The sequence below is a fragment of the Protofrankia sp. Cas3 genome (assembly GCF_963555955.1).
In the GTDB taxonomy this organism is placed as follows: domain Bacteria; phylum Actinomycetota; class Actinomycetes; order Frankiales; family Frankiaceae; genus Protofrankia.
The window spans coordinates 12,365-34,868 of record NZ_CAUVXP010000050.1 but is presented as its reverse complement, the minus strand read 5'-3'; the positions used below and the strand labels follow the sequence as shown (position 1 = coordinate 34,868).

Below are 22,504 nucleotides of genomic sequence, written 5' to 3'. Positions count from 1 at the left end.
CAGCGCTCACCGAGCCTGTTCATCGGGACCGGGACCAGTGGCGCCGGAGGCACAGGTACCGGGACCAGGAGCCGGCAGATAACCCCAGGCGCGCAGGGCGGCGAGAACGCGGTCGGCGGCCTGCGGCGGGTCGAGGCGGACGACGGCCCGATCGGTGCCGCGGGTCTCCCCGGCGCCGGTCAGCTGCCTGACACGTTCGCGCGCCGGCAGGGTCGCCGCCGGTGGGAGCAGGACTTTCGGACGGGGACGCAGCGGCACTCTGGTCGCAGGCAGTGATGCCGGGAGAGCGATCCGCACCACGTCGATCGGTGCACGACGGGCCGCGACCACCGCACGCAGCCCGGCGCGACGCAGCGGTGCCGTCCCCGGGTCGACCGAGAGCACCGCCGGCGCCCGCACCCGCAGCCGTTCCCGCCGTCCACCGTCAATGCGTCGTTCGGCCTCGACGACCCCGGGCGCGGTCGGGGCGAGCGACACCAGGCCGAGCGCCTGCGCCACGCCACCGATGCCGTGCCCGCGCACCCGACCGAGGCCGGCGGCAACCAGCGCCGGTACCGCACCCGAGCCGCGGCGTGGGGACCAGCTCCCGGCCACCACGATGTCCGTGCGGGTCATCTGCGCATGATCGGGGTCCCCATGATCGGGGTCCCGACGCAGGGCCGCGATCACACCCGCGGCGACCATCCGCGGGTCGGCGTCGGCGTCGGCGTCGGCGTCCACCCGGATTGCCCTTGCGGCGCCGGCGGCGAGCACCGCCCGCAGAGTGGCGTCGGCGGCGGGCGGCCCGACGGTGAGCACCGCCACCGGCACGGACCAGGCGTCACCAAGACGCAGTGCCCACTCGCAGGCCGCCTGGTCGGCGGCGGACAGGCCGGACAGTCGCTCGTCGAGGTGGACCTCGCCGGTCAGCGGGTCCACCTCGACCGCCAGCGGCGAGTGAGCCACCAGCACTGTCACCTGAAGGCCGAGGATGTCGCCGGTTTCAGCCATGGCGGAAGACGACACCGTGGCCTCCCTCCGGATAGCTCCAGGCGATCGCGCCCTGTTCGCCGCAGACCATGTAGCAGGTGCCGCATTCGAAGCACTGCTCGTAGTTGAACAGGATCCCGCCGTCGGATTTCGGCACGAACAGGTCTGCCGGGCAGGCGGTGACACATGCCTTGGTGGTGCACGTCTCGCACACGGTGGAGTCGACGGTGATGTGCGCCTGCTCCGCCACGTCGAAGCGCACCGTGTCCATGCGGTCGGTGAACGACAGCGTGTCCGCGGATGACGGGCGGGCCGGCCAGGGTAGGAAGCGTCGGGTACTCATGGCGGCGTCCCCTTTGACGATCATTGATTAGCCGAAGGTGCGCAGTGCGGCTGTACCATCCCGGACGAGGTCACGTAGTGTTACGCCGCTGCCGCGCATCCGGGCGCGCGCGATCGCCACGAGACCCCGTTTCGGACGCGGGTTCGTCACGGTGAACATGTCCTCGACGATTCCGCAGATCAGGTCCGGGTACCGCTGTTGCGTCCGCTCACCGAGCACGAGCGCCGGTGCGCGGCGCAGCTTCTTGTGGTCTGCCAGCACGAACGACGATTCAAGACGCCGTCGGTAGCCGGCGAGCCCGCGTGCGGACGTGTCACCGGCGTCCAGCGCCTCGACCGCGGTCTGGCCGGCCGCGGCGCCGGAGGCGATCGCGAAGTTGACGCCCTCCAGCCAGATCCCCGCGGCCAGGCACATCGCGGCCGCGTCCCCGGTGACCAGCATGCCGTCGCCGACCAGCGCCGGCATGGCGTCGTAGCCGCCCTCGGGGATGAGGTGCGCGCCGTACTCGACCAGTTCGCCGCCCTCGACCAGCGGATGGATCGCCGGGTGAGCCTTGAGCTCGGCGATGATCTCCTCGGGACGCCGGCGGGAGGCGGCGAGGTCGGGCAGGGACAGCACAACCCCGACCGAGATCGTGTCAAGGTTGGTGTAGACGAACCCGCCGCCGGCGATGCCGCCGGTACCGCCGAGGATCTCGATGTCGACGCCCTCGCGGTCACGGACCCCGAACCGGGCGTCGATCTCGCCCCGGGGCAGGGAGAGGACCTCCTTCGCACCTAACGTGAAGTGACGGGCGCCGGCGTTCGGGTACAGGCCGGCCTCCTTCGCCAGGAACGAGTTGACCCCGTCCGCGGCGATCACCACCGGCGCGCTCAGGTTGCCGTCGGGACGGTCGGTGCGCACGCCGGTGATCCGTCCGGTGACCGGGTCGCGCAGCAGCCCGGTGGCCACGGTGGAGGTGACGAGCGTGGCACCGTCCTTTTCGGCCAACCCCGCGAACCACGCGTCGAAGTCGGGCCGCAGCGTGGTGGCGCCGTTGTACGGCGGCCGGCCCCACTTCTGGTTGCGGTAGTCGATCGACAGCGCCTGCTCACCGGTCAGGATCATCGTCTGCCGGCGGGTGACCCACCGCTGGATCGGTGCCTGCTCGGCCCAGTCCGGCACCAGGTCGTCGAGGACCCGGCCGTAGACGACCCCGCCGAAGAGGTTCTTCGAGCCCGGGAACGGTCCGCGTTCCAGCAGTAGCACCGATTTTCCCGCTCGCGCCGCGACCAGTGCGGCCGCCGAGCCGGCCGGCCCCGCACCGACGACGATCACGTCCGCGTCATGTCCGGCGTCGGCACGGGCATCCGATGGCGCTGGCATCGGCGGGGACAGCGGGTTGGTGGCCGGACGCTTCGGGGGCGAGGCCAGGTGCCCATCCGGATAGAGATCATCCGAGGGTGGTGAGCCGCTCACGGAATGATCACCGCGCTGACGGCGGGGGCGCGCTCGCCGGCGGTGCGCTCGGTCGCGACCCCGGCCGGCCCGGCCAACTGTCGGCGCAGCTCGGCGACGACCGCGGGGGCGTCCGCGACGATCGCGAGGTCGGCCATGGCCATCATCGGCGCGCTCCCATCGAGGTTGACCGAGATCACGTGATCGGGGCTACCCAGGCCGCTGGTGTGCTGGACGGCCCCGCTGACCCCGAAGGCCAGATACAGCCGGGGCGCCACGATCGCCCCGGTGGTGCCGATCTGGCGTTCGAACGGGATCCAGTCGAGGTCGGCCACCACCCGGGTGCCGCCGAGCGACGCGCCGATCGCCGCCGCCACATCGGCGAGCAGTGCGAAGGCGTCCGCGCTGCCCATCCCGTGTCCGCCACCGACGATGCGCGACGCTTCGGTCAGCGCGATCGTCGCCGGGTCCGCCGGTAGCACCGCCAGTACCTCGGCGTCGACTACCTCGGGGTCGCCGGCCACGGCGGGATCAGGGACCGCCGGGGTGAACGTGCGGATCCGCGGGGCGAGCTGGCATGGCGCGACACCGCGGACGCCCGGGATGAGCGTGACCACCACCGGGCCGCGCATCGGTGAGTGCTCGGCGAGCCGGCCGTCGTAGCGTTCGGCCACGATCTCGTGGGCGCGTACGGCGATGGCGTTCGCGACCAGCCCCCGGCCCAGCGTTGCGGCCAGGCGCGGAGCGAAGTCCCGGCCGTCCGGGGAAGCGGGCATGATGATCACGTCGGCGTCGATCGTGCCGCCGTCGAGTTCGGCGGCCAGCACCGCGGACCAGGCTGCCGGCGCGAACTCGCCGGCCTCCCACAGCGTGACGTCGGCCGCGCTGGTCAGATCGGTCGCGGCGGCGGCCACGCCGTCGCCGACGAGCAGGACCCGCCCGCCCGCCTCCGCGGTCACCTCGTCCGCGCCCGCCGGCAGCACGCCACGGCGCACCACGACCACCCCGAGTAAGGATCGTGGTTGTGGCCTGGACGCAATGGTGGGTGGTGATCCTGACATCTACAGGCTCCTGCCGATCCGGTCGCCGTCGATCACGGCCGCATGTGCCCGCCGTGGTGCCACACAGTCTCCAACCCGGTGGACGGCGACCTCACCGGTGTCGCGCAGGGTGAGGTACAGGTCGTCCTCGGGTTCCTCGGGGACCGCCAGGACAACATGGTCGAACGGGCGTGCGGTGGTCGTCCCGGTCGGGTGGAACAGCACCTGCAGGCCGGCGTCGTCCAGGCCCAGCACCACGCTGTCCGGTATCTGGGCGATGCCCTTGCGCGCAGCCCGGATGTTCCAGCCCTCGCTGTCCAACGTCACCCCGAGACCCTGGCCGACCTGCATGTCCGGGGAGAGCACCGTAACCTCGCAGCCGCGGTCGGCGAGCAGCTCGGCAACGGACGGGGCGTGGTGGAAGCCGATCTCGTCGACGATCACGACCCGCCCGGTCGGGGACGCCGAACCGTCGAGGACCGACCGCACTGTACATATCCGGGGGTCGTCCGGGCCGGCCCACCACGGCCGCGCCGGCCGGCTCCCGGTGGCCACGACGACCACGTCTGGATGATGGTCGCGGACGTAGCCGACGTCCACCCGCACTCCGGTCTTCACCGCCACGCCGAGCGTGCGCAACTCGGCCAGCTGGTTGCGGACGAGGTCGCCGAATTCGGCCCGGCCCGGGACGGTTGCGGCCAGGCGCACCTGCCCACCCGCCTCGTCGGCCGCCTCCACCAGGGTGACGCGGTGGCCGGCGCGATGGGCGCTGATCGCCGCCTGCATCCCGCCCGGCCCTGCACCCACCACCAGCACGTCCCTGGGCCGCACCGGCATCGGGAGGATCAGTGTGCCGGCCGGGTCGCGGCCGTCCGGACCGGGTTCGATACTGCCCTGGGCGGCCCGGACAGCCTCCCGGCCGGTCAGCGGGTTCTCGATGCAGCCGAGCCAGCGGTTCAGGCCCATCCGTCCGACGCATTCCTGGTTGCACGACAGGCACAGCCGGATGTTCTCGGTCGCCCCGGCGCGGGCCTGGCGGGCGAAGTTCGCGTCCGCGATCTGCCCGCGCACGATCCCGACGAGGTCGCAGTGCCCGTCAGCCAGTGCCCGCTCGGCCTGCAGCGGGTCCTTGAACCGGCCGACACCGACGACCGGAAGGTCCACGGCACCCCGGATCGCCGACGGGATGAACAGCGCATAGCCCGGCGGGACCGCCATCGACGCCTCGATCATGTAGAGCGTGGACGTGGCGGTGCCGATGGAGGTGTTGATGTAGTCGACGGCGCCGGTCGCCTCGACGATGCGCGCCACCGCGACGCACTCGTCGAGGGTGATGCCACCCTCGATCAGCTCGTCGCCGCACAGCCGCACCCCGAGCGCGAGCTCCGGGCCGATCGCGGCCCGCACCGCCCGCACGATCTCCACGAGCAGCCGGGCCCGGTTGGCGAGGTCGCCCCCGTAGTCGTCGGTGCGCTGGTTGGTCGCCGGTGACAGGAACCCCCGCACGATCGAGGAGTGCGAGCACTGCAGTTCGATCCCGTCGAAGCCGCCTTCGACGCAGTGCCCCGCAGTTCTCGCGTAGCCGGCGACGATCTCGTCGATCTCCGCCTGGCTCACCGCCTTGGGAACCTCGCGGAACAGCGGGTCCGCCACGGGCGAGGGCGCCCACACCGGCAGCCGGGAGAACATCCCGGACGCCTGTCCGCCGTTGTGGTTGATCTGCGCGAAGATCGGGACGCCGTGCCGGTGGACGGCCTCGGTGATGCGCCGGTAGCCGGGTATCGCGTGGCGGGAGAAGCCGTGGATCAGTTTCTCGTACGGCCAGTCGGTCGGATGCACCGAGTGCTCCTCGGTGATGATCAGACCGGTGCCGCCGGCCGCCCGGGTCGCGTAGTAGGCGGCGTGCTGCTCGGTGGGCAGCCCGTCGGCGGCGTAGTTGGTCAGGTGCGCCGAGAACACGATCCGGTTCGCGACCGTGATCGGGCCCAACCGCAGCGGGCTGAACAGATGCCGATACCGGCTCATCGACCGACCCCTCGGTTGCCGCGCGCCGGGTTCGCCCGGTCCTTCGTCGCCGGCCGGAATATCCCGTCACCCACGGCGAGGGCGGCCCGGCGTCCCTCCAGCACGGCCTCATAGACGGTCCGGGGAGCGATCGCGTCCCCGACCACCGCCCCGGGCGCCGCCTCGATCTCGTCGGGCCCGAGCACGGGCAGCTCGGCGGTGTTGGTCACCAGCGCCGCACAGGCGATCTCCACCGTGGCGTCGGCGAACACGTCGTCACCGTAGAGAATGGTGCCGTCCAGCCGGGTCAGCCGGGTCCGTTTTACCAGCTTCACCCCGGCCTGGTGCAGCCGGACGTTCGCTGGCGCCAGATCGCCGGTACGGGACAGCTGCGTGCCCACCACCAGATCCGGCGAGACGAGCGTGACGTCCCGGCCGGCCGCGGCGAGCCGCTCGGCGACCGCGATCCCGGTCGAGTTACCCAACGGATCCCACACCACCACCGGACCGTCGGCCGGCAACAGATCGACCCCGGCCGCGGCCGCGGTCAGCAACGCCCGTGCGCTCAGCACGACCGCCGCCGTGTCCGGACCGCCCGGACCGCCCGGACCGCCCGGACCATCCCCGGCCAGGGACACCTCGGGAGCGGGTTCAGGCGTCGGCGCACTGACCGGGATGGGTTGCTCGCCGTCCCGGCCACCGACCGCGACGATCAGCGCGGTGCCGGCCGGCGATGTGCTCCCTTCGATGCCCGCTGCTGTGCCCGTTGCTGTGTCGGCTGCTCTGTTGCCTTCGAGACCGGCTTCGATGCCGGCTTCGATGCCGGTGCGGATGGTCACCCCGAGCCGGGCGCACTCCGCCGCCAACCAGTCGGTGAGGTGGGTGAACCGGGACCGCCCCGCGCCCGCGGACGCCGCCACCAGCGCCCCGCCCAGGCGGGGTGCGCGCTCCAGCAGCGTGACGTGATGCCCGCGCAGCGCCGCGACCCGCGCGGCCTCCAACCCGGCCGGCCCACCGCCGATCACCGTCACCGCAACGGGTACCCGCGCCTGGCCGGCCACCGGTGAGTCGGTCGTCTCATGGCCGGACGACGGTTCACCCACACAGGACACCAGCGGATTGCGGTTGTCGCGTACCTGGCACACCTGGTTGCACAGAATGCACGGACGCGGGGCCCGGCCGGCCCGCACGGTTGCCACCAGCTCCGGGTCGGCGATCTGCGCCCGGGTCATCTCGACCGCGTCGGCGACGCCGTCCGCGAGCGCCGCCTGCGCCATGTCGACGTCCACCACGCTGCCCTGCAGGATGACCGGGACGGCGTGGACGCCGCCACCATCCGGGCCCTGCGTGCTGTCCGTGCTGTCCGGGCCGTTCAGCGCTGCCCGGATGGTGGCGGTGAGCTCGCGGTTGAAGCCGGGCTCCACGTGCATGTCCGGCCGGGTCGCGGCCACCGTGAAGATCGACCCGCGGACCACCACCAGGTAGTCGTACAGCCCGGCCAGAGCGCGGGCGATCTCGACCGCCGCCGCCGGGGTGACACCGGCCCACGGAGCCAGCTCGTCGCAGGACAGCCGCAGCCCGACGATCGCGTCCCCGGCCGCGGCGCGGGTGGCGGTCAGTACCTCCCGCGCGAACCGCAGCCGGTCCGTGCCGTAGTCGTCGCCGCGGGTGTTCGTCAGGCCCGACAGGAACTGGCGCACCAAGCTGTACTGGCCGGCGTTCACCTCCACACCGTCACAGCCGGCGGCGATCGCCGTACGGGTGGCCTCGGCGAAACCGCGCACGACAGCGTCGATGTCGCCTGGTTCCATCGACTTGGGAACCTCGCGGGTGTTCACCTCCGGTACCTGCGATGGTGCCCACAGCTCCCGCTGGGAGTACGCCGAGCTGCCCTGCCCACCCGCGTGCCCGAGCGCTGCGACCAGCACGGTGCCGTACGGGTGCACCGCGTCCGCGATCGCCCGCCAACCCGCACCGCAGTCGGCGGCGAGGGGAGCCCGTTCGTACGGCCAGTCCGACGGATGGACCGACGCCTCCTCCGTCACGATCACGCCGACGCCCCCGGCCGCCCGCCGGGCGTAGTAGGCCACCGATCGCGACGAGAACGCCCGGCCATGGCACAGGTTGGTCTCGTGCGGCCCGAACAGCACCCGGCTCGGCGCGTTCCGGCCACCCAACGTGAATGGATCTGTGAGCAGCATTGTCGACCTCAGACGTCCTCAGTTTTCCTCAGTTTTCCTCAGTCTTCGTCAGGCTTCGTTGGCATGCGTGCCGTCCTCGGCCGAGAACCGCGCCGGGCGCTTCTCCTGCCGCGCGAGGATCGCCTCGGCAAGATCCGGCCAGTCGAACGACGCATCCATCAGTTCCACCGATGCCGCGAGCGCCTCGGTACGGGACCGCTCGGCATCGGCGTAGACCTGCTGTTTGATAACGGTAAGCGAGCGAGGAGAACAGTTCGCGGCCAGGTCGCGGGCGTAGTCGAAGGCAGCCCCGAGTTCCGTTCCCGCCGGGACGACCCGTTGCACCAGGCCGATGCGGTGCGCTTCGTCGGCATCTATCGTGCGGCCTGACAGCAGCAGGTCCATGGCGTTCGGCAGGCCCACCAGCCGTTGCAGCAGCCAGGATGCGTTGTACTCGGCGACCAGTCCCAGTCGGGCGAAGGCCGTGGTGAAGATCGCGTCCTTGCTGGCGAAGCGGATATCCGCGCCCAGCAGCAGGCCGAACCCGATGCCCGCGACCGCACCGTTGACGGCCGCCACCACTGGTTTGGGCGTGCACACGGCGGCGTCCGCGGTAGCGGCCGAGCCCGGCAGGAACTCGCGCAGGGTTTCCGCACCCTGTGCGAGCAGCCCGAGATCCGCACCCGAGCAGAAGCCCTTACCCGCGCCGGTCAGCACGATGGCGCGTACCCGCGGGTCGTCGTCCGCCGCGCGCATCAGCTCGACGTAGCGATCCACCATCGGCGGCGTGAGCGCGTTGCGCTTGTCCGGTCGATTCAGCGTGATGGTGGCAACGCCTTCGGTCACCTCGTAGCGCACGGTGTCGACCCGGTCGTCTCCGAGCACTTCGGTCATACCGGACTCCCTCGGGTTCGGATCGGATCGTGTCGGTGTTCGTGCGGCATCCAGCAGACCAGATGTCGGGCCCACGTGCATACCACGGGCAGCGGGCGATCATCGGCAGGTGATCGTGCGCTTGGCGCATGGTCCACCCGAGAGCGCCCAGACCCCTCGGCCGGCCCCTGGCGCGGCGTCGAGGTAGATCGTCGTTTACCCGGTTCCCCTTGTTCGATCATTCGATCGTGGGTGTTGTCGGGCTGAACATCCGGCGAGACGTTGGCAATCATCAATTGTTCTTGTGTTGGAATTGTTGTCTTGCGCACATCGGATGGCGGCTCGTATGGGTGATGTGCCCACCACGGGGATGCGTCCAGGGGTGCCCGGCCCGGCGAGGTTGTGACCTGCTGGTTTCGGTCTCTGTGCGGATGGCGGCCAGGCGGGCGGTCTGCTTGTCGTGGATCAAGACCTGATGATCGCTTGAAGCAATTATCTACAGAAAAACAATGCCACGGCTGATGCGGTGCGTGGGCGGCTGTCTGCTCTTTAGAGCGCCCGGCAATAGGGGATGCGGCGTCGCGGCGCTGGGGCACGCATTTCGCTTCGTTGTCGTCGGCCTAGGTAGAACACCGCTACCTGGGCCTCCTCCGCCTCGCGATCTACGCACCCCAGTCCCGCTCCTTGATCCACGCCCCTATTGCCGGGCGCTCTTATCGGCGTGGACCTGATCGGCGCGGGCGGAGAACCGCCGGATCGAGGTGACCTCGGAGCGTCGCTACGACCGTTTGAACCCGCCGCTCATTTATTCCGGTGGTAGGTGAAGGATTCGCGATTGCCGCTATTTTTAGCGGTATGTACGATGCCTGGTCCGACTTCAGTAGTGGTGACTATCTGGCTGGCGTCTTGGATATTGTTGGCGTAGCCGCTGGCGGGGCAAACATTGGCTTTTGCCGTGCGGCCGAAGCTGAATCTAGGATTGCTCAGAATATGACGCGTGCGCCAGCGGTGCGCAGGTCTGCTTTCCATAATATGCGTCGCGCCCATAGGATGGCAAGCGAGCGTTACGGGCGTTACGGTTCGTATTCTAATCGAGCTGGATGGGGAGCAACTGGAGTCTATGAGGGACGATACTACCTACATCATCGACACCACTTCTTCTGACGGTGAGTGAGGGCTCTGGCCGGTTCCGGTCAGGAGTAAAATCGAATTTCTTATAATTCATCCCCATCGTGATTGCAGGAGGTGGCGGGCCCGCCCCATGGGCGTGGCCCGCACTTGCTCATGGACATAATAGTAAAATTTCAATGTTTCGTTGCGGAGAAGATGGTTCCGTATCTGTCCGATGGTCCATCTATGCTCAAATCAATCCGCAAAGTGAGGGCAGGGATCAGGATGGCGGAAGATCTTGATTCGTATAATTCCGCGCTCGCCCCCGCGTGGCCCGTTGTTTCGGTCGCGGCTTTTATTGTTTCCATTTCTGTCTACGCAATTATTCACGCCCTTGTTCCGAGAGGGACTTCGTCCTTGGTGGGGAATATTGGATTCGCCCTTTCTTGTGGAACAGTAGCGTTTCAGGTAATTATTAATCTGCGGCGTAAATCTGCTAAATTTATTGACCGTAAACCGATCAAGCTGCTTTCCCTGGTCGCCTTTCCATCAATTCTAGACTTTGGCATAATTGCTTTCATATCAGTGCCCTTCTATTTTCTTGGACCGGCTCGTTGAGGGACATCCGGGGCTGCTGTGACGGGACGAAAATGTCGGTGTACTGGTCGGTATCGGACGTTCTTGGCGTGAGAGAACCTGTGAACCAGTGAGGCCGTCTCGGACTGTCATGCCGGGTCGCTGCGCTGGCGGGCCGGTGTAGCCGGACCTTCACCGCCTCCAGCAGCAGGCCCACATGCTGATTGAAAACGAGCACCTCCGACTTCTTCTTGCCTGGCCGGTACCGAATTTCCGCCGATGAATGGAAGCGGATCGTGTTAGACGCCGTAGTCCAAGTTTTGCTGATCGACAGGGCCGTGACGCCGACGGCAACACCGCCACGATCGGCTACGACCTCGATGGAAAGGTTACTTCCCGCGCTGACGGGAAGGGCACGGTAACCTACACCTACGACTCGGCCAGCGAGCATCGGGGGCTGGTGACCGCGCTCAACGTCGGCGCTGGCAGCGCCCCGTCGACGTTCGCGGCGTCGTATGACGCGGACGGGAAATTGGTCAGTCAGACCTATCCGAACGGGGTGGTGGCCAGTACCCGGTTCGACAACAATGGCAACCCCCGGTCGTTGTCGTATGCGAAGTCGGGGACGACCTGGTTGACGTTCAACCAGACCCGGTCGGTTTTCGATCAGGTGGGGGCGGATGCCGGCCCGGCGAACAGCACCGGTCTTACCTATGATCCGGCCGGCCGGCTGACCCAGGTGGCCGATACCCGGGCCTACGGCGGTCCGGTGATTTGCTCCACCCGGCAGTAGGGCTACGACGCCGAGTCCAACCGCACGAGTCTGGTTAACCATCCCGACGCGGGCGGGAACCCGACGAGTGGGAACTGCTCGTCGACGACCACCACCCCGGATTTCACGTTGAACTCCGGCTACGATCAGGCCGATCGGCTCACCAACACCGGCTACGGCTATGACCTGTTCGGGCGGACCACGACGCTGACGGTTGCCGGTGGGGCGGCGGCGAGTGTGGGTTACTACGTCAACGACATGGTTGCCTCCCAGATCCAGGGATCGACCAGCCGTAGCTACGCCCTGGACCCGGCGCGGCGGATCCGCTCCTGGACGCAAGCCTCGACCACGTCGACGAACCATTACGCCGACGGCGGCGACAGCCCGGCGTGGATCGGGGTGTCCGACCGCACGTGGACCCGGAACATCACCGGGATCGGTGGGGACCTCACTGCGATCCAGTCCAACACCGGCACGGTCACGGTCCAGCTGACCAACCTGCACGGCGGTGTGGTGGTGACCGCCGACGACACGACCACCGTCAGTTCGCTCGCCAGCTTCGCGGACAGCACCGAGTTCGGCCTGCCGGTCTTCGCCTCCGCCGCCTACCCCCGGTACGGCTGGCTTGGAGGCAAGGAGCGTTCCGCCGACACCCTCGGCGGCCTGGTCCTGATGGGCGTCCGGCTGTACAACCCGCTCACCGGACGGTTCCTGCAGGTCGACCCGCTCCCCGGCGGTAACGCCAACCCCTACGATTACTGCGCTGGCGATCCGATCACCTGCACTGATCTTAACGGTCAGTGGGGCTGGCGGTCGGTCCTCAAGTTCACAGCTGTCGCGGCCGGTGTGATCGGTGCCGTCGCATGCGGGGCTACGGTCGTGTGCGGTGTCGCGGTGGGTATAGCGGCCGGCGCTGCGGCCTATGCGGCGGAGAACGCGGGAACCAGCGACTGGAGCTGGTCGGGGTTTGCTCTCTCAGCGGCAGTCGGCGGCTTGTCGGGTGGGATCGTAGGTGGGACAGGCTCGGTAGTAGGCACTACCCCTGCACTCGCGCCCAGCCGGCTTGGAGCAGCAGTGTTTCGCTCACGAGGTGTTGGCGCAAAGAGTAGACTATTTGGTGATGTTTATTCGGGTGCGCGTAAGTCGGGATGGCTAAACGGGGGTAGGAAGTATGGGCTAGGTTGGAGTGGTAAAAGCTTGAAGCCGTACGGAATTAGGGGGGCAAGAACAGTATTTCGAGCGAAGTTTCACGGGCGGCATATCGACCTTCTTCATGGTCCGCGGCGGTAGGTAATGGATAGCATTGAGCGTGAGCTGAGAGAGGGTTTCGGTGATGTTGCACGAAGCATCTCCACGCATCCAGTGCAGTTTGATCCGCGCCTTATCGATATCTGGATCGATTTGGACGATGGGCTAGATATAATCATCTCGCCTTCGGAAAGCGGAGAGTCTGCCCGAATCAATATTTGTTTCTACGTTTTTGAGCCGGTTTCTCGTGCAATTATTGTACAACTTATCCGCCAACTCGCGACGCGCCAGGCAAGTGTCTCATTGTGCCGTGGAATATTCTTTCGATATGTTCGACTGGTTGTGAAAGTCGGCTCTCAGGAATGGATATCTCGGAGGCGATACCGCGGTGAGCTAGAAAGTTGGGAAAAAGATCTTAAGGGGAAGTGAACCGCTCCGGGCGGCGTAGGTACTCTGGCCTTCGGCGCCGCTGGCGATGATTAGCGGTGGGGGTTCGAGTGGGATCGGGCCGTGGCTACGGGCTATTCGGTCCATGGGTAAGTGCCCGGCCTGATGTAGTGATGGTGCCCTCGCCCGAGATGATCGGGTCGGGGGCGTCATCACATCCGGGGCCCGGCTCTTCCCCCGTGGGAGTCGGGCCCGCGGACGTTCGGGGGCAGGTCAGAAGCGGAGTTCGCCGTTCTCAACACCGTCGATGAACGCAGCCACTCCGCCTTCGAGAAGGCGAGGACGGGCTCGTTCGGGCGGGTCGAGTCGCGGACGATCATCCCGCCGTCATGCGCTCCGGCTTCCACGCATATGCCTCCGGCGCCGTTGGAGAAGCTGGAGATCTGCCAGTCGACCAGCTCCGGGTTGAAACCGGTCAGGTCAGGCTTACGGGTACGGCTGTGACTGTCGGACATGATGATCCTTTTCTGTGGGTGGGTGTTGGTGCACGCGCGGGCCCGCGCCGCACACCCCTGCTGACGAGGGACGGGGCAGGGCAAGGCGGACCGGCGCGTGATCAGGACGGCTCCTCTCCGGCCGGGGGCGGAACGGTACGGCCGGAGAGGAGCCGGGCTCAGACCCCCTGCCGGGGGTGGAACGGGAACGCGATCGGCACAATCCGGCCGTCGATGTTGCGGCTGCGGGCGTGATGATCCGTAGCGGACACGGTTGGGAACGGCAGGAGCACTTCGACCGGTTGCCGGTTGGGTCCGTAGACGACGATCGCGAACAGGACGGCGTCCGCCGGAACATCCGGATGAGCCGGAATTGGCGGTAAGACGTGCCGGCTCATTCGCGCCGCCTCCGGCGGCCGGCGAGTGAAGGGCTTCTGCGGTACCACGACATCCCCCATTCGTGTCCTGTGCGGGCGGCCGGCCGGTTATCGTGCCGACGCGACACATTCCATGACGGTGCGCGACCAGGGGCCACCCGCGTGGGCATGGCGTCACGGGTCACGCACGCCGCACGCACAGACCACGCCGCACGCACAGACCACGCCGCACGCACAGACCACGGAGAGGCGCACGGTGGACGATGAGCAGGCACTCGCGCACCTCGCGGGCCGGATACGTTAGCTCCGCGAGGCGGCCGGCATCGTCAACCGGACCGAACTGGCACGGCGGGTGCGGTTCGACCGGTCCGCGGTCAGCAAGGCCGAAAGCGGCAAGCACCTACCGGCGGTGGGCGGCGACCGGACCGGACCCGCTGACTGTCGCCGAGGTTGAGGACCAGGTCGACCAGCACGCGGCGATGTTCACCACAACCGCCCATGAGGCCCTCGCCCCGATGGTGTTCACCACGTGGCGGCAGGCGGAGGGCAGGCTTCGGGAGGCCACCCAGCTGCGCGCCCATCAACGTCTCACCGTGGCCGCGGGCTCCTGCGCCTACATGCTGTGCCGGCTTGCGTTCAACCAAGGTGATCCGACGACGTCGCGGCGGTTCCTCACCCTGGCCGGGGACCATGCCGAGGACGCCGAGGAACCGGTGTTGGCCGCGTCCGTCGCCGGGATGGCCGCCTACGAAGCACGCGGGCATGCCGCGGCCGGTAACACACGGTCCGCGCGGGACGCGTTGGACCGGATGCGACGGTCAGCGGTCGACCTACCCGCCCGACCGGGAGTTGCCGCCGGTCCGCGACTTCCACGACGCTCTGTCCGCCCGTCCCCGTCCCCGTCCCCGTCCCCGTCCCCGTCCCCGTCCCCGTCCCCGTCCCCGTCTCGCCTTGACCGCCGGGAGCGCCCTGTGACCCTGATCTTTGGACCGCCGTCCCCCGCCCGGCAGATCCCCACCGTGCTCACCGAACGGTTGACCCTGCGGGACTGGCGGGCCGAGGACATCGGCCCGTACTCGGCGATGACCCAGCATCCGGACATGTCCCGCCACACCGGCGGCGGACCCATGGACGACGAGGCGGTGTGGCGTCATGCAGCGTTCCAGCTCGGCCACTGGGCGTTGCGCAGCTTCGGTATGTGGATCGTCCGGGATCGGCTGTCTGGGGAATTCATCGGCCGGGCCGGACTGTACGAAGAGTTGGGCTGGCCGGGTGTGGAGGTGGCCTGGACGGTGCGCCGGGACCGGTGGGGGCAGGGCCTGGCGCCCGAAGCCGGGATGGCGGCGGTGGAGTTCGCCTTCGTCCACGTCGGTGTCGAGCGGGTCATCTCGATCTGCCACCCGGACAACATCCAGAGTCGTCGCGTGATGGAGAAGGTCGGCCTGACCCTGGACGGCGAGTGGTCCCTCCACGGCCGGCCGAGCGTGGTATACGCCATCAGCCGGGCCGAGTGGGATGCACGTACCCGCGGCTGACCTCGGTCAGGCCGGCCCGTATAGAATGTCTTCCTCGTGGTCGATGTCGGCAACGTGTATGTCACCATCGGTGATGAAAGTTGAAAATATCTTGACTCGAGAAATGAATTCATGCAGAGAGCCGCGATGGTGGAAGCCACTCCTGGTCATCTTATCCGTCGCGGGTGGCGTCCTTGTGTTCATCGCCATTGATGCGGGGGTCGAACCAATATTGGTTACGGCTGTTTCCTTGTCTGCGGGAATTAGTGTCAGGGTATGGCGTCGTACTCGGCGTTGGCAGACCGAATCTGCCACTCGTCATCGTCCATGGTGACGCGTGGAGTGGCCGTTTATCGACGAGGTGGTGGCGGCCTTTCGATACGCAGGCGAGATCGGCTTGGCCGGAGCCTGGTTCGAACGCAGGAGCGAACGCAGGAGCGAGCGGACGTCCGGTGCTCCCGATGTGACGTCGGAGGTGATGGTGCCGTTCGCGGTGACCTGTACCGCCATGGGTGTGCCGTGCGCTCCGAACGTGGGTCCCACGGTGAAGCCCTCGTCGCGCAGGACGGGGGAACGTAGCCCCAACGCTCGGTTCTCGTCGTCGTCTCCGGTCGAGATGACGAGCAACGTCGGCCCGTCGTGGGGTAACGCCGCGTCCCAGTCCTTCAGCTCGTCCAGGATCTCCCGGCAGAAGCCGCAACCCGGATTCCAGAAGAGCAACAGAACCTCCGTCCCGCGAAAGTCGCCGAGGCTGACGGGATGCCCGCTCAGGCCCGGCAGTGTGAAGGCGGGCGCCGTTTCCCCCCACCGCCGGCCGTGTGTCGCAGCCGTGGGTGCGGCCGCTGCCGCGTTCTTGCGTGTACCCGCCATCGGCAGGGTGCGACTATCCATGCCGGCTGCCTGCTCGACCAACTCGCGGATTCGCTCCGGGCCACAGGCCGGCGAGCTTCGTACGGTTCCGTCCGGGTAGACGAGGCTTGCGCACGGTGTACCCGGCGCCTGATAGGCGTCGGCTGTCTCCCGATCCTGCTGCAGCAGGACGGGTGCTATCCCGTGTGGATTGGTCTTGGCCTGGTTGGCTTCGGGTGTGCCCCGGCTGATCAGGGCGAGGGTCAGCGTGCCCGCATGGTCATGCTGCCAGCGGCCCACCTCCGGCAGGAGTAGGCCGCACGGCCCGCACTCGGGGTCGGAGAAGATCAGTAGGACGGGCAGACCAGGGGCGAGCAGAGCATCCAAGGTGACCAGACTTCCGGCGAGGTCGGGCAGGCGGAAGGTTGGCGCGCGGCCGACGGCGACGGCTGGGTACGGCGTGTCCGCCGTTGTCCGCGGGCCGCCTGCCTTCATCTCCAGGTCCGCCATCTCCAGGTCCGCGACGCGGGCCGCCAACCGGCCCTGCGCGCGCAGTAGCCGGATCAGAACCACGCCCTGGACCGCCAGCAGCGCGATCGCGAGTACCCCGCCGCCCAGTTCCACCCGCTGCCGGTCGGTCATCGTCCCCAGCCAGCCCAGGACGCTCACGCCGGCATCGGTACGGCCTGACCCGACAACGACTCCCGCCAGGGCGATCAGGACGAGATTGCGCACCAGCGTGGGCCAGCCGATGGGCTCGGCGGACGCCGATCCAAAGCAGTGGCATGGGGGAGTGCGTCCGCGCACCAGCTGGTAACCCACGGCGACGGTGAACAACAGCAGCAGGCCGAACGCCGCGAGCGCCCCTGCCCAGGCTGAAACGGTGGGAACAAGGGAGCCTGCGACCGCCAGCTCAACAACGGGGAGGAGAACGGCGAACGGCGGGGCCAGCAATGCCGGCACTCCGAAGTCGAGCATGGCCTGGCGCGCCCCGGCGCGATCAACCAGCTTTGCCGTCCCCGACCCGACGAATATCGTCGCGAGCAGCAGCCGGACAACCATCAGCACAATATCCATGGAAGACGCCGTCCTCATCTGGCGAGGCTTCTATTGCCGTGTCCGTTGGGCCGGTTCGCTGAAAGTGCCGGAGCCGACCGGCGGGGAGGTCATCGCGCATAGCACTCGCCGTTGCGACAGTACGTACCGGATCGGCAGCAGCGGCCGTTGCAGCAGGTCTGTCCGGCGGGGCAGCAGCGGCCGTTGTTGCAGGTGGTTCCGCAGGTTCCGTTGCAGCAGGTGGTTCCCGATGGGCAGCAGCGGCCGTTGCAGCAGGTCTGTCCGGCTGGGCAGCAGCCGCCGTTGCAGCAGGGATGTCCGGTGGGACAGCAATAGTTCCCGCAGTCGACTGGATAGCCGGAAAGACAGCAGCCGTCGCCGCTGCAGACATAGCCGGGAGCGCAGCAGTAGGTGGTGCAGCACGTTGCCCTGGACGTGCAACAGTAGTTCCCGCAACATGTTCGGCCGGACGCGCAGCAGTGACCGCCACAGTCAACCGGATACCCGGTGGGGCAGCCGCTGCTCGCCGCCTGCTTCACGGCGTAGTCCACGGCGTTTTTCGCCAGCTCCTTGCCTACCTCTTTGGCTACCTCCTTGCCTACCTCCGCCAGCTCCCTCCTCACCGCGGGGTTTCCGCGTAGCGAGGAGCACCCCAGGACGAGGAAGGATGCGCAGCCGATCAGCGTGGTCAACAGTTCACGCCGTCCTGTTATCTTCATCCTCAGGGCTCCCGCGAGCTCGTCACGAGGCGCGGGGCGGCCTTGGTTGGCCGTGAGCGCCGGGTTTGTCCTGCTCGCTCCCGCAGGGCCGGGCGAGACGCCTCCCGCGAAGACCCGGCGTCCGGTCTTCGGCCGAGGGGTCGCCTCGAGTTGAGGATGCAGGCAGCGCGGAGAATGGGCAAGATGTCGACTGTTGCCTTTCTGGACGGGTATGGGAAACTCGACATATGGGGGGCTGCGCGCCGGGTTTCGGCGCTGAGCTGCGTCGTCGGCGAAAGGCCGTCGGGCTGTCGCTGACCGAGCTGTCCGCGATGCTCCACTACAGCAAGGGCTATCTGAGCAAGATCGAGAATGAGAAAAAGGCGCCGAGCCCTGAGCTGGCGCGCCGTTGCGACAGTGTCCTGGGCGCCGATGGAGCGCTACTGGTTCTGGCACCGGGACGACGGTCCTATCTCCGGCGGCGCGTCCGAGACGATGCAGCTGGTGAAGGGTTGACCGGCGGGTACCGCCTCCCGGATGCGGCGCACCCTGCCGCACGGCGCGACGAGGCCGGGTGCGTGCCGCTTGGCCCCGGCGCGACGGTCACGACGCTCGCCGCGGTCGGGTTGGCTGCTCAGCACGACCGGACCGCGGCCGGATTCCAGGCGATGTTCATCCAGCTGCGTCGGCTCGGCATGACGATAAGTCCGGCGCTGGTACTGCCGATTCTTGCCGCGCAGATCAAGGTCCTGCGGGAGCTTGCATCCGCCGCCGACGGGAGCCCGCGACGTCGCCTCCTGCTGTTGGCCGCCCGCTATGCGGAGTACGCCGGGTGGATGGCTCAGGAGGCGGGTGATGACCGGGCCGCCGGGTGGTGGACGGACATGGCCGTCGGGTTCGCTACCGCGGCCGGAGATCGTGACCTGGCGGCCTACGCGCTGGTTCGGCATGCGCTGATCGCGCTGTACCGACACGACGCTTGCCGGACCGTCGCATTGGCACGCCGTGCGCAGTCGCACCGCGATGTGGCACCCCGCGTGCTGGGTCTCGCCGCGCAGCGTGAGGCTCAGGGCCACGCCCTAGCCGGTGACTACGACGACTGCCAGCGCGCACTCGAACGGGCACGAGGCCTTCTCACCGTGGCGGGACCCGATGGATCTGGTCTGCCCGTCCTCGGGTCGTCTGCTGTTGCGAACACCGTCGGCATGGTCACCGCGTGGTGCCTCTACGATCTGGGGCGCCCGCAGCAGGCCGTCGACATGCTGCAGCAGGAGCTCGCCCGGGTGCCGGCTACGGCGGCACGGGCGAGGACGCGGTTCGCGGTGCGGTTGTCCATGGCCAGGGCGGCGGTGGGCGACCTTGACGGGTCGTGCGCAACTGCGGCCGGAGCTCTCGCCACGGCGGCGATCGTCGACTCGGCCACGATCCGATTGGACCTTCGCGACCTGGCCCGTGTGTTTGCTCGGTGGCCGAGGCACCCCGCCGTGGCGGCGCTCTCGCCGCAGCTGGGTGGCGTGCGCAACCGTCCGGCACCCGGGCGCTGAGTCGTTCCCCGCGAAGTGGCCGCTGGCGTGTTGCGCATATTTGTCAACTATCGGGGGACCGGCAGCGCATGGGCGGTCCTGCTGGATCGGGAACTGTCCGCCCGGTTCGGACCGGACAACGTCTTCCGCGCCAGCCGCTCTATTCGACCGAGCGAAGACTTCGCCGACCGGATCCTCGAAACCGTCCGGCGTTCATCGGTGCTCCTCGCCATTATCGGGCCGGACTGGCTCGACGTCCGGAGCCCGGACGGCACGCGTCGCATCGACGACGAGAAGGACTGGGTGCGTCGTGAGATAGCCGAAGCTCTTGCCTGGAATGTCGCGATCATTCCTGTGCTCGTCGACGACGTCCCCCGTCCCGTCGCCGCCGAGCTTCCGCCCGAGCTGGCTCGCCTGGCCCGCTGTCAGTATCTGCGGCTGAACCACCGCAATGCGGAATATGATCTTGCCCGCCTCATCCAGGAGCTCCGCAGCCTCCTGCCGGGACCGTCGACTGCGGGCGGTCCCGTCGAGAGCGGCCCTGCCGTGGTCGATCCGGACCACAGCATGGCGGGTCCATCCGACCGGACGTCCTCGTCGGTATGGTGGCGAAAGCCGGTCGCCTTTCAGGCAGCCTTCGCGTCTCTGGCAGTTATTGTCGTCGCCACCGTGGTAGTGCTCACGGGCACGATCGGCGGATCCCGCAGCAATGGCGGCGGCACCTCTCCGGCGTCGGAGATGACAGCGGACCGCGGCATTGACGGCATCGCCGGGGTATCCGCCGGGGCCTCGGCTGAGCCAACCCTGGGTGACCTGCGCCCCGGGCGACGGGCCGAACTGGGCCCGGAGGACCATCTCGACGTCGAGACCGGCGTGGTAGGTAATGCGGTCGGCGGCCTCGACCTGTACTTCCCGACGGAGGGCAGCCCGATACAGTCGAACCTGATCGGGGCAGTGGACCCCGCTGTGGTTGCGCCCCTTGGGGCTGGCGGCCTCGCGGGCTGCGCTCATGCCTTGGACGCCTATCGGTACACGACCATCAATCTGAAGGCGACCGGCGTCGGTGGATCCTTCTGCGTGCGAACCGTGGAAGGAAACACCACGATGGCCACAATCATCTCGTACAGTCCGGTAAGCCCGCAACGGCTGATCCTGGAACTCACCACCCAGTGACCTTTCTGTTGGATAACCGGGCGCCCTCAATCGGTCAGGTCGTCTTCCACCTGCGAATGGGAACGAGATGCCGCTACGACCTCGGCGATCGGCGGAATCGGGGCATCTGGAAACACCCCGCACCACCCCGCGCCACCCAGCATCCCGGCAGTGCGGTTGACGTCAGGATGCCAGCCACTTGTCGAATGAAGACCTGTCGGTGACGTCGGCGGGGCTGCCTCTCCGTTGGGTGCGGAGGGTCTGGACGTAGCCCCACAGGGCGTCGGCCTCGACCCATTCCTGCTTTGTCGCGACCCTCAGCAGGTGCCAGGTCCTGACGACCCGGATGCCGTTCTGGGCGGCGAGCCGTGCGGCGGCGTTGTCGTCGGTGACGAAGAAGCCCTGCACGCGGCGACGGATCATGATTGCGAGTGTCTCGGCCTCACCGAGGTGCTGGTAGGGGCTGTCGCCTGGGCTCGTGAGTTTCTCGCGAAGGAGCCTCGCGTCCTGGAGTTCTGCCGCGTCCGGGGACCAGGGCGACCCGAAGATGTCCTTGGCGTTGGCTAACGCGCTGAGGCCGGGTCTCTGCGCCGACGAGTCGCATTCCGATGCCACGGTGGCGCACCAGTGGCCGTTGCCGTTCGCCAACCGCTCCAGCAGATCCATACGGTTGATGATCGCGAAGTTGATCAGGACAGTGTTGTCCGGGAACAGGAGCACGGCCACGGTTCAGAGGCCAAGCGCCATGGCGAGATCATCGACGTCCACGTCGGGCACTGTGGGGATGTCGACTTCCAGCGCATCGGGATCGATGCCGAGCATCCAGGCGAGCGTTCCCTTGCCTAGGACCCCGGATGAGATCCCTGTGAGGTGCGCCTCCTGGAGGGAGAGGGGGAATCGACGCTGGGCGGCCGCGTCCATGCGTAGGGTGATCTCGTCCTCGCTCGAGTCGGACGCCCAGTAATGGCGCAACAGTCGCTGGGTCGTCTGTCCGGCCCATGTCCGCACGACTGTGGGCAGGTGGCCGTTCAGAGCGTTCAGGCGGCGGGCGAGGGCGTCGGTGGACACTCCCCACCGCCACACGAGGCTAGCCAGCCCGACGGCGTCCAAGTGCTCCCAGTCGATCGCGGCGAGCGACTCGCGGGGGAGCAGAAGGTCCGCGGCGAACGCGTTCGCCGCCGCTTCGTGCCGGTCCCGCTCTGCGTCGGAGAGCCCCTGGTCGTGGTGGCCCCCGACGAGGTGGCCCAGCTCATGCGCCATCGACCAGTTCTCCCGGAACCAGTTCCCGGTCGCCGGGAGCGCGATCACGCGGTGCCCACCTGCGGTGAACGAGTACGCAGTGGACAGGTCGGCGACCCGAACGACATCGACGCGGAGCCGGTTCTCCAACTGTTCTGCGAAGGGCCGCACGAAATTCTCACCCAGCGCGGATCTGACGTCATCGGGGCTCTCCGGAAGGGCCGGTGCCTGCTGCGGTTCGGGGTAGGTCTGCCGGTACGCGAGGGCGATGTCGCGCAGCACCTGCTCGTCGGCATCGCGTCCGGGTATGTCCCGATGGCCCGTCGCGTGGTCGAACCTGTGACGCGCGGCGACGACGAGCCGATGTGGGTCAGACTTTCCGGTGATCAGCCAATGGATGTCCGCATTCAGCAGGTCGGCCAGGCGCGCCAACTCGATTGAGGAGAAGGCACGCTTGCTGTTCAGAGCACGCGAGAACGCATCGGGAGTCATCCCGATGTTTTCTGCGATGTCCCGGTGTCGGGTGGTGGGACGGACTCGCGCGATGTGCTCCAGCATCCGGTCGCCGATGCTCTGCATGGGAGCATGATACCTGTACTGTTGGGAAAATCCCAACCGAACGCGCCCGTTGCCCACACTGGCGAGGCGCGACGATCAAACGGC

20 protein-coding genes are annotated in these 22,504 nt (G+C 68.0%); 6 read left to right on the top strand and 14 right to left on the bottom strand.

Going from position 1 to position 22,504, the window contains the following annotated elements; genetic code table 11:
* Positions 1–6: 6 nt before the first annotated feature.
* The 8 genes from U9983_RS11865 to U9983_RS11830 form a co-directional block, all read right to left on the bottom strand.
* Positions 7–1,005: a putative mycofactocin-associated electron transfer flavoprotein gene (locus U9983_RS11865; RefSeq protein ID WP_322754065.1), complete on the bottom strand. Its 999-nt coding sequence runs from the start codon at positions 1,003–1,005 to the stop codon at positions 7–9.
* Positions 983–1,312: a ferredoxin family protein gene (locus U9983_RS11860; RefSeq protein ID WP_322754064.1), complete on the bottom strand. Its 330-nt coding sequence runs from the start codon at positions 1,310–1,312 to the stop codon at positions 983–985. Before U9983_RS11860 ends, U9983_RS11865 begins: the two co-directional genes overlap by 23 nt.
* A gap of 27 nt (positions 1,313–1,339) precedes the next feature.
* Positions 1,340–2,677: an FAD-dependent oxidoreductase gene (locus U9983_RS11855; protein WP_416211368.1), complete on the bottom strand. Its 1,338-nt coding sequence runs from the start codon at positions 2,675–2,677 to the stop codon at positions 1,340–1,342.
* 89 nt (positions 2,678–2,766) lie between these two features.
* A complete protein-coding gene (locus U9983_RS11850) occupies positions 2,767–3,810 on the bottom strand; it encodes a mycofactocin-associated electron transfer flavoprotein alpha subunit (protein ID WP_322754062.1) in 1,044 nt (347 codons plus the stop codon).
* A complete protein-coding gene (locus U9983_RS11845; RefSeq protein WP_322754061.1) occupies positions 3,811–5,814 on the bottom strand; it encodes a mycofactocin system FadH/OYE family oxidoreductase 2 in 2,004 nt (667 codons plus the stop codon).
* Positions 5,811–7,994 carry a mycofactocin system FadH/OYE family oxidoreductase 1 gene (locus tag U9983_RS11840; RefSeq protein ID WP_322754060.1) on the bottom strand — a complete coding sequence of 728 codons (2,184 nt, stop codon included), beginning with the start codon at positions 7,992–7,994 and terminating at the stop codon, positions 5,811–5,813. Before U9983_RS11840 ends, U9983_RS11845 begins: the two co-directional genes overlap by 4 nt.
* Before the next feature lie 48 nt (positions 7,995–8,042).
* Positions 8,043–8,867, bottom strand: coding sequence for an enoyl-CoA hydratase-related protein (locus U9983_RS11835; RefSeq protein WP_322754059.1), 825 nt, complete (start codon positions 8,865–8,867; stop codon positions 8,043–8,045).
* A 780-nt stretch (positions 8,868–9,647) separates the two neighbouring features.
* Positions 9,648–9,893, bottom strand: coding sequence for a hypothetical protein (locus U9983_RS11830; protein ID WP_322754058.1), 246 nt, complete (start codon positions 9,891–9,893; stop codon positions 9,648–9,650).
* Between the two features lie 348 nt (positions 9,894–10,241).
* On the opposite strand from U9983_RS11830, the gene U9983_RS11825 reads away from it, so the two are divergent.
* The 3 genes from U9983_RS11825 (at position 10,242) to U9983_RS11815 (ending at position 12,594) form a co-directional block, all read left to right on the top strand.
* Complete coding sequence (locus U9983_RS11825) at positions 10,242–10,574, top strand: hypothetical protein (RefSeq protein ID WP_322754057.1); 333 nt, start codon at positions 10,242–10,244, stop codon at positions 10,572–10,574.
* 418 nt (positions 10,575–10,992) lie between these two features.
* A complete protein-coding gene (locus U9983_RS11820; protein WP_322754056.1) occupies positions 10,993–11,325 on the top strand; it encodes an RHS repeat domain-containing protein in 333 nt (110 codons plus the stop codon).
* A gap of 108 nt (positions 11,326–11,433) precedes the next feature.
* Complete coding sequence (locus tag U9983_RS11815) at positions 11,434–12,594, top strand: RHS repeat-associated core domain-containing protein (protein WP_322754055.1); 1,161 nt, start codon at positions 11,434–11,436, stop codon at positions 12,592–12,594.
* A gap of 557 nt (positions 12,595–13,151) precedes the next feature.
* Here U9983_RS11815 and U9983_RS11810 read toward each other — a convergent pair.
* Together U9983_RS11810 and U9983_RS11805 are read right to left on the bottom strand one after the other, a co-directional pair.
* Positions 13,152–13,454 (bottom strand): DUF397 domain-containing protein, encoded by a 303-nt coding sequence (locus tag U9983_RS11810; RefSeq protein ID WP_322754054.1) that lies wholly within the window; start codon positions 13,452–13,454, stop codon positions 13,152–13,154.
* Positions 13,455–13,612: 158 nt separating this feature from the next.
* Positions 13,613–13,831 carry a hypothetical protein gene (locus tag U9983_RS11805; RefSeq protein ID WP_322754053.1) on the bottom strand — a complete coding sequence of 73 codons (219 nt, stop codon included), beginning with the start codon at positions 13,829–13,831 and terminating at the stop codon, positions 13,613–13,615.
* Between the two features lie 458 nt (positions 13,832–14,289).
* Between U9983_RS11805 and U9983_RS11800 the strand changes: the two genes are divergently transcribed.
* Positions 14,290–15,345 (top strand): GNAT family N-acetyltransferase, encoded by a 1,056-nt coding sequence (locus tag U9983_RS11800; RefSeq protein ID WP_322754052.1) that lies wholly within the window; start codon positions 14,290–14,292, stop codon positions 15,343–15,345.
* 297 nt (positions 15,346–15,642) lie between these two features.
* Here U9983_RS11800 and U9983_RS11795 read toward each other — a convergent pair whose 3' ends face one another.
* Both U9983_RS11795 and U9983_RS11790 read right to left on the bottom strand, forming a co-directional pair.
* A complete protein-coding gene (locus tag U9983_RS11795; RefSeq protein ID WP_322754051.1) occupies positions 15,643–17,250 on the bottom strand; it encodes a MauE/DoxX family redox-associated membrane protein in 1,608 nt (535 codons plus the stop codon).
* A 30-nt stretch (positions 17,251–17,280) separates the two neighbouring features.
* Positions 17,281–17,688 (bottom strand): hypothetical protein, encoded by a 408-nt coding sequence (locus U9983_RS11790; protein WP_322754050.1) that lies wholly within the window; start codon positions 17,686–17,688, stop codon positions 17,281–17,283.
* Between the two features lie 487 nt (positions 17,689–18,175).
* Here U9983_RS11790 and U9983_RS11785 point away from each other — a divergent pair, with 487 nt between their 5' ends.
* Positions 18,176–19,471, top strand: coding sequence for a helix-turn-helix transcriptional regulator (locus U9983_RS11785; protein ID WP_322754049.1), 1,296 nt, complete (start codon positions 18,176–18,178; stop codon positions 19,469–19,471).
* 27 nt (positions 19,472–19,498) lie between these two features.
* Positions 19,499–20,623, top strand: a complete 1,125-nt coding sequence (locus U9983_RS11780; protein WP_322754048.1) for a toll/interleukin-1 receptor domain-containing protein — start codon at positions 19,499–19,501, stop codon at positions 20,621–20,623.
* A gap of 162 nt (positions 20,624–20,785) precedes the next feature.
* Here the strand turns inward: U9983_RS11780 and U9983_RS11775 are convergent, their stop codons facing one another.
* Together U9983_RS11775 and U9983_RS11770 are read right to left on the bottom strand one after the other, a co-directional pair.
* Positions 20,786–21,328: a hypothetical protein gene (locus tag U9983_RS11775; protein ID WP_322754047.1), complete on the bottom strand. Its 543-nt coding sequence runs from the start codon at positions 21,326–21,328 to the stop codon at positions 20,786–20,788.
* Positions 21,329–21,331: 3 nt separating this feature from the next.
* On the bottom strand, positions 21,332–22,420 hold the full coding sequence (locus U9983_RS11770; RefSeq protein WP_322754046.1) for an XRE family transcriptional regulator: 1,089 nt from the start codon (positions 22,418–22,420) through the stop codon (positions 21,332–21,334).
* Between the last annotated feature and the right edge of the window lie 84 nt (positions 22,421–22,504).

Coding starts and splice junctions, on each gene's coding strand:
- U9983_RS11800 (WP_322754052.1), top strand. CDS start 14,290: ATGTTCACCACAACCGCCCATGAGGCCCTCGCCCCGATGGTGTTCACC.
- U9983_RS11835 (WP_322754059.1), bottom strand. CDS start 8,867: ATGACCGAAGTGCTCGGAGACGACCGGGTCGACACCGTGCGCTACGAG.
- U9983_RS11805 (WP_322754053.1), bottom strand. CDS start 13,831: ATGAGCCGGCACGTCTTACCGCCAATTCCGGCTCATCCGGATGTTCCG.
- U9983_RS11810 (WP_322754054.1), bottom strand. CDS start 13,454: ATGTCCGACAGTCACAGCCGTACCCGTAAGCCTGACCTGACCGGTTTC.
- U9983_RS11860 (WP_322754064.1), bottom strand. CDS start 1,312: ATGAGTACCCGACGCTTCCTACCCTGGCCGGCCCGCCCGTCATCCGCG.
- U9983_RS11790 (WP_322754050.1), bottom strand. CDS start 17,688: ATGTTGCGGGAACTACTGTTGCACGTCCAGGGCAACGTGCTGCACCAC.
- U9983_RS11850 (WP_322754062.1), bottom strand. CDS start 3,810: ATGTCAGGATCACCACCCACCATTGCGTCCAGGCCACAACCACGATCC.
- U9983_RS11830 (WP_322754058.1), bottom strand. CDS start 9,893: ATGGGCGCGACGCATATTATGGAAAGCAGACCTGCGCACCGCTGGCGC.
- U9983_RS11795 (WP_322754051.1), bottom strand. CDS start 17,250: ATGGATATTGTGCTGATGGTTGTCCGGCTGCTGCTCGCGACGATATTC.
- U9983_RS11770 (WP_322754046.1), bottom strand. CDS start 22,420: ATGCAGAGCATCGGCGACCGGATGCTGGAGCACATCGCGCGAGTCCGT.
- U9983_RS11785 (WP_322754049.1), top strand. CDS start 18,176: ATGGGGGGCTGCGCGCCGGGTTTCGGCGCTGAGCTGCGTCGTCGGCGA.
- U9983_RS11845 (WP_322754061.1), bottom strand. CDS start 5,814: ATGAGCCGGTATCGGCATCTGTTCAGCCCGCTGCGGTTGGGCCCGATC.
- U9983_RS11825 (WP_322754057.1), top strand. CDS start 10,242: ATGGCGGAAGATCTTGATTCGTATAATTCCGCGCTCGCCCCCGCGTGG.
- U9983_RS11840 (WP_322754060.1), bottom strand. CDS start 7,994: ATGCTGCTCACAGATCCATTCACGTTGGGTGGCCGGAACGCGCCGAGC.
- U9983_RS11855 (WP_416211368.1), bottom strand. CDS start 2,677: ATGCCAGCGCCATCGGATGCCCGTGCCGACGCCGGACATGACGCGGAC.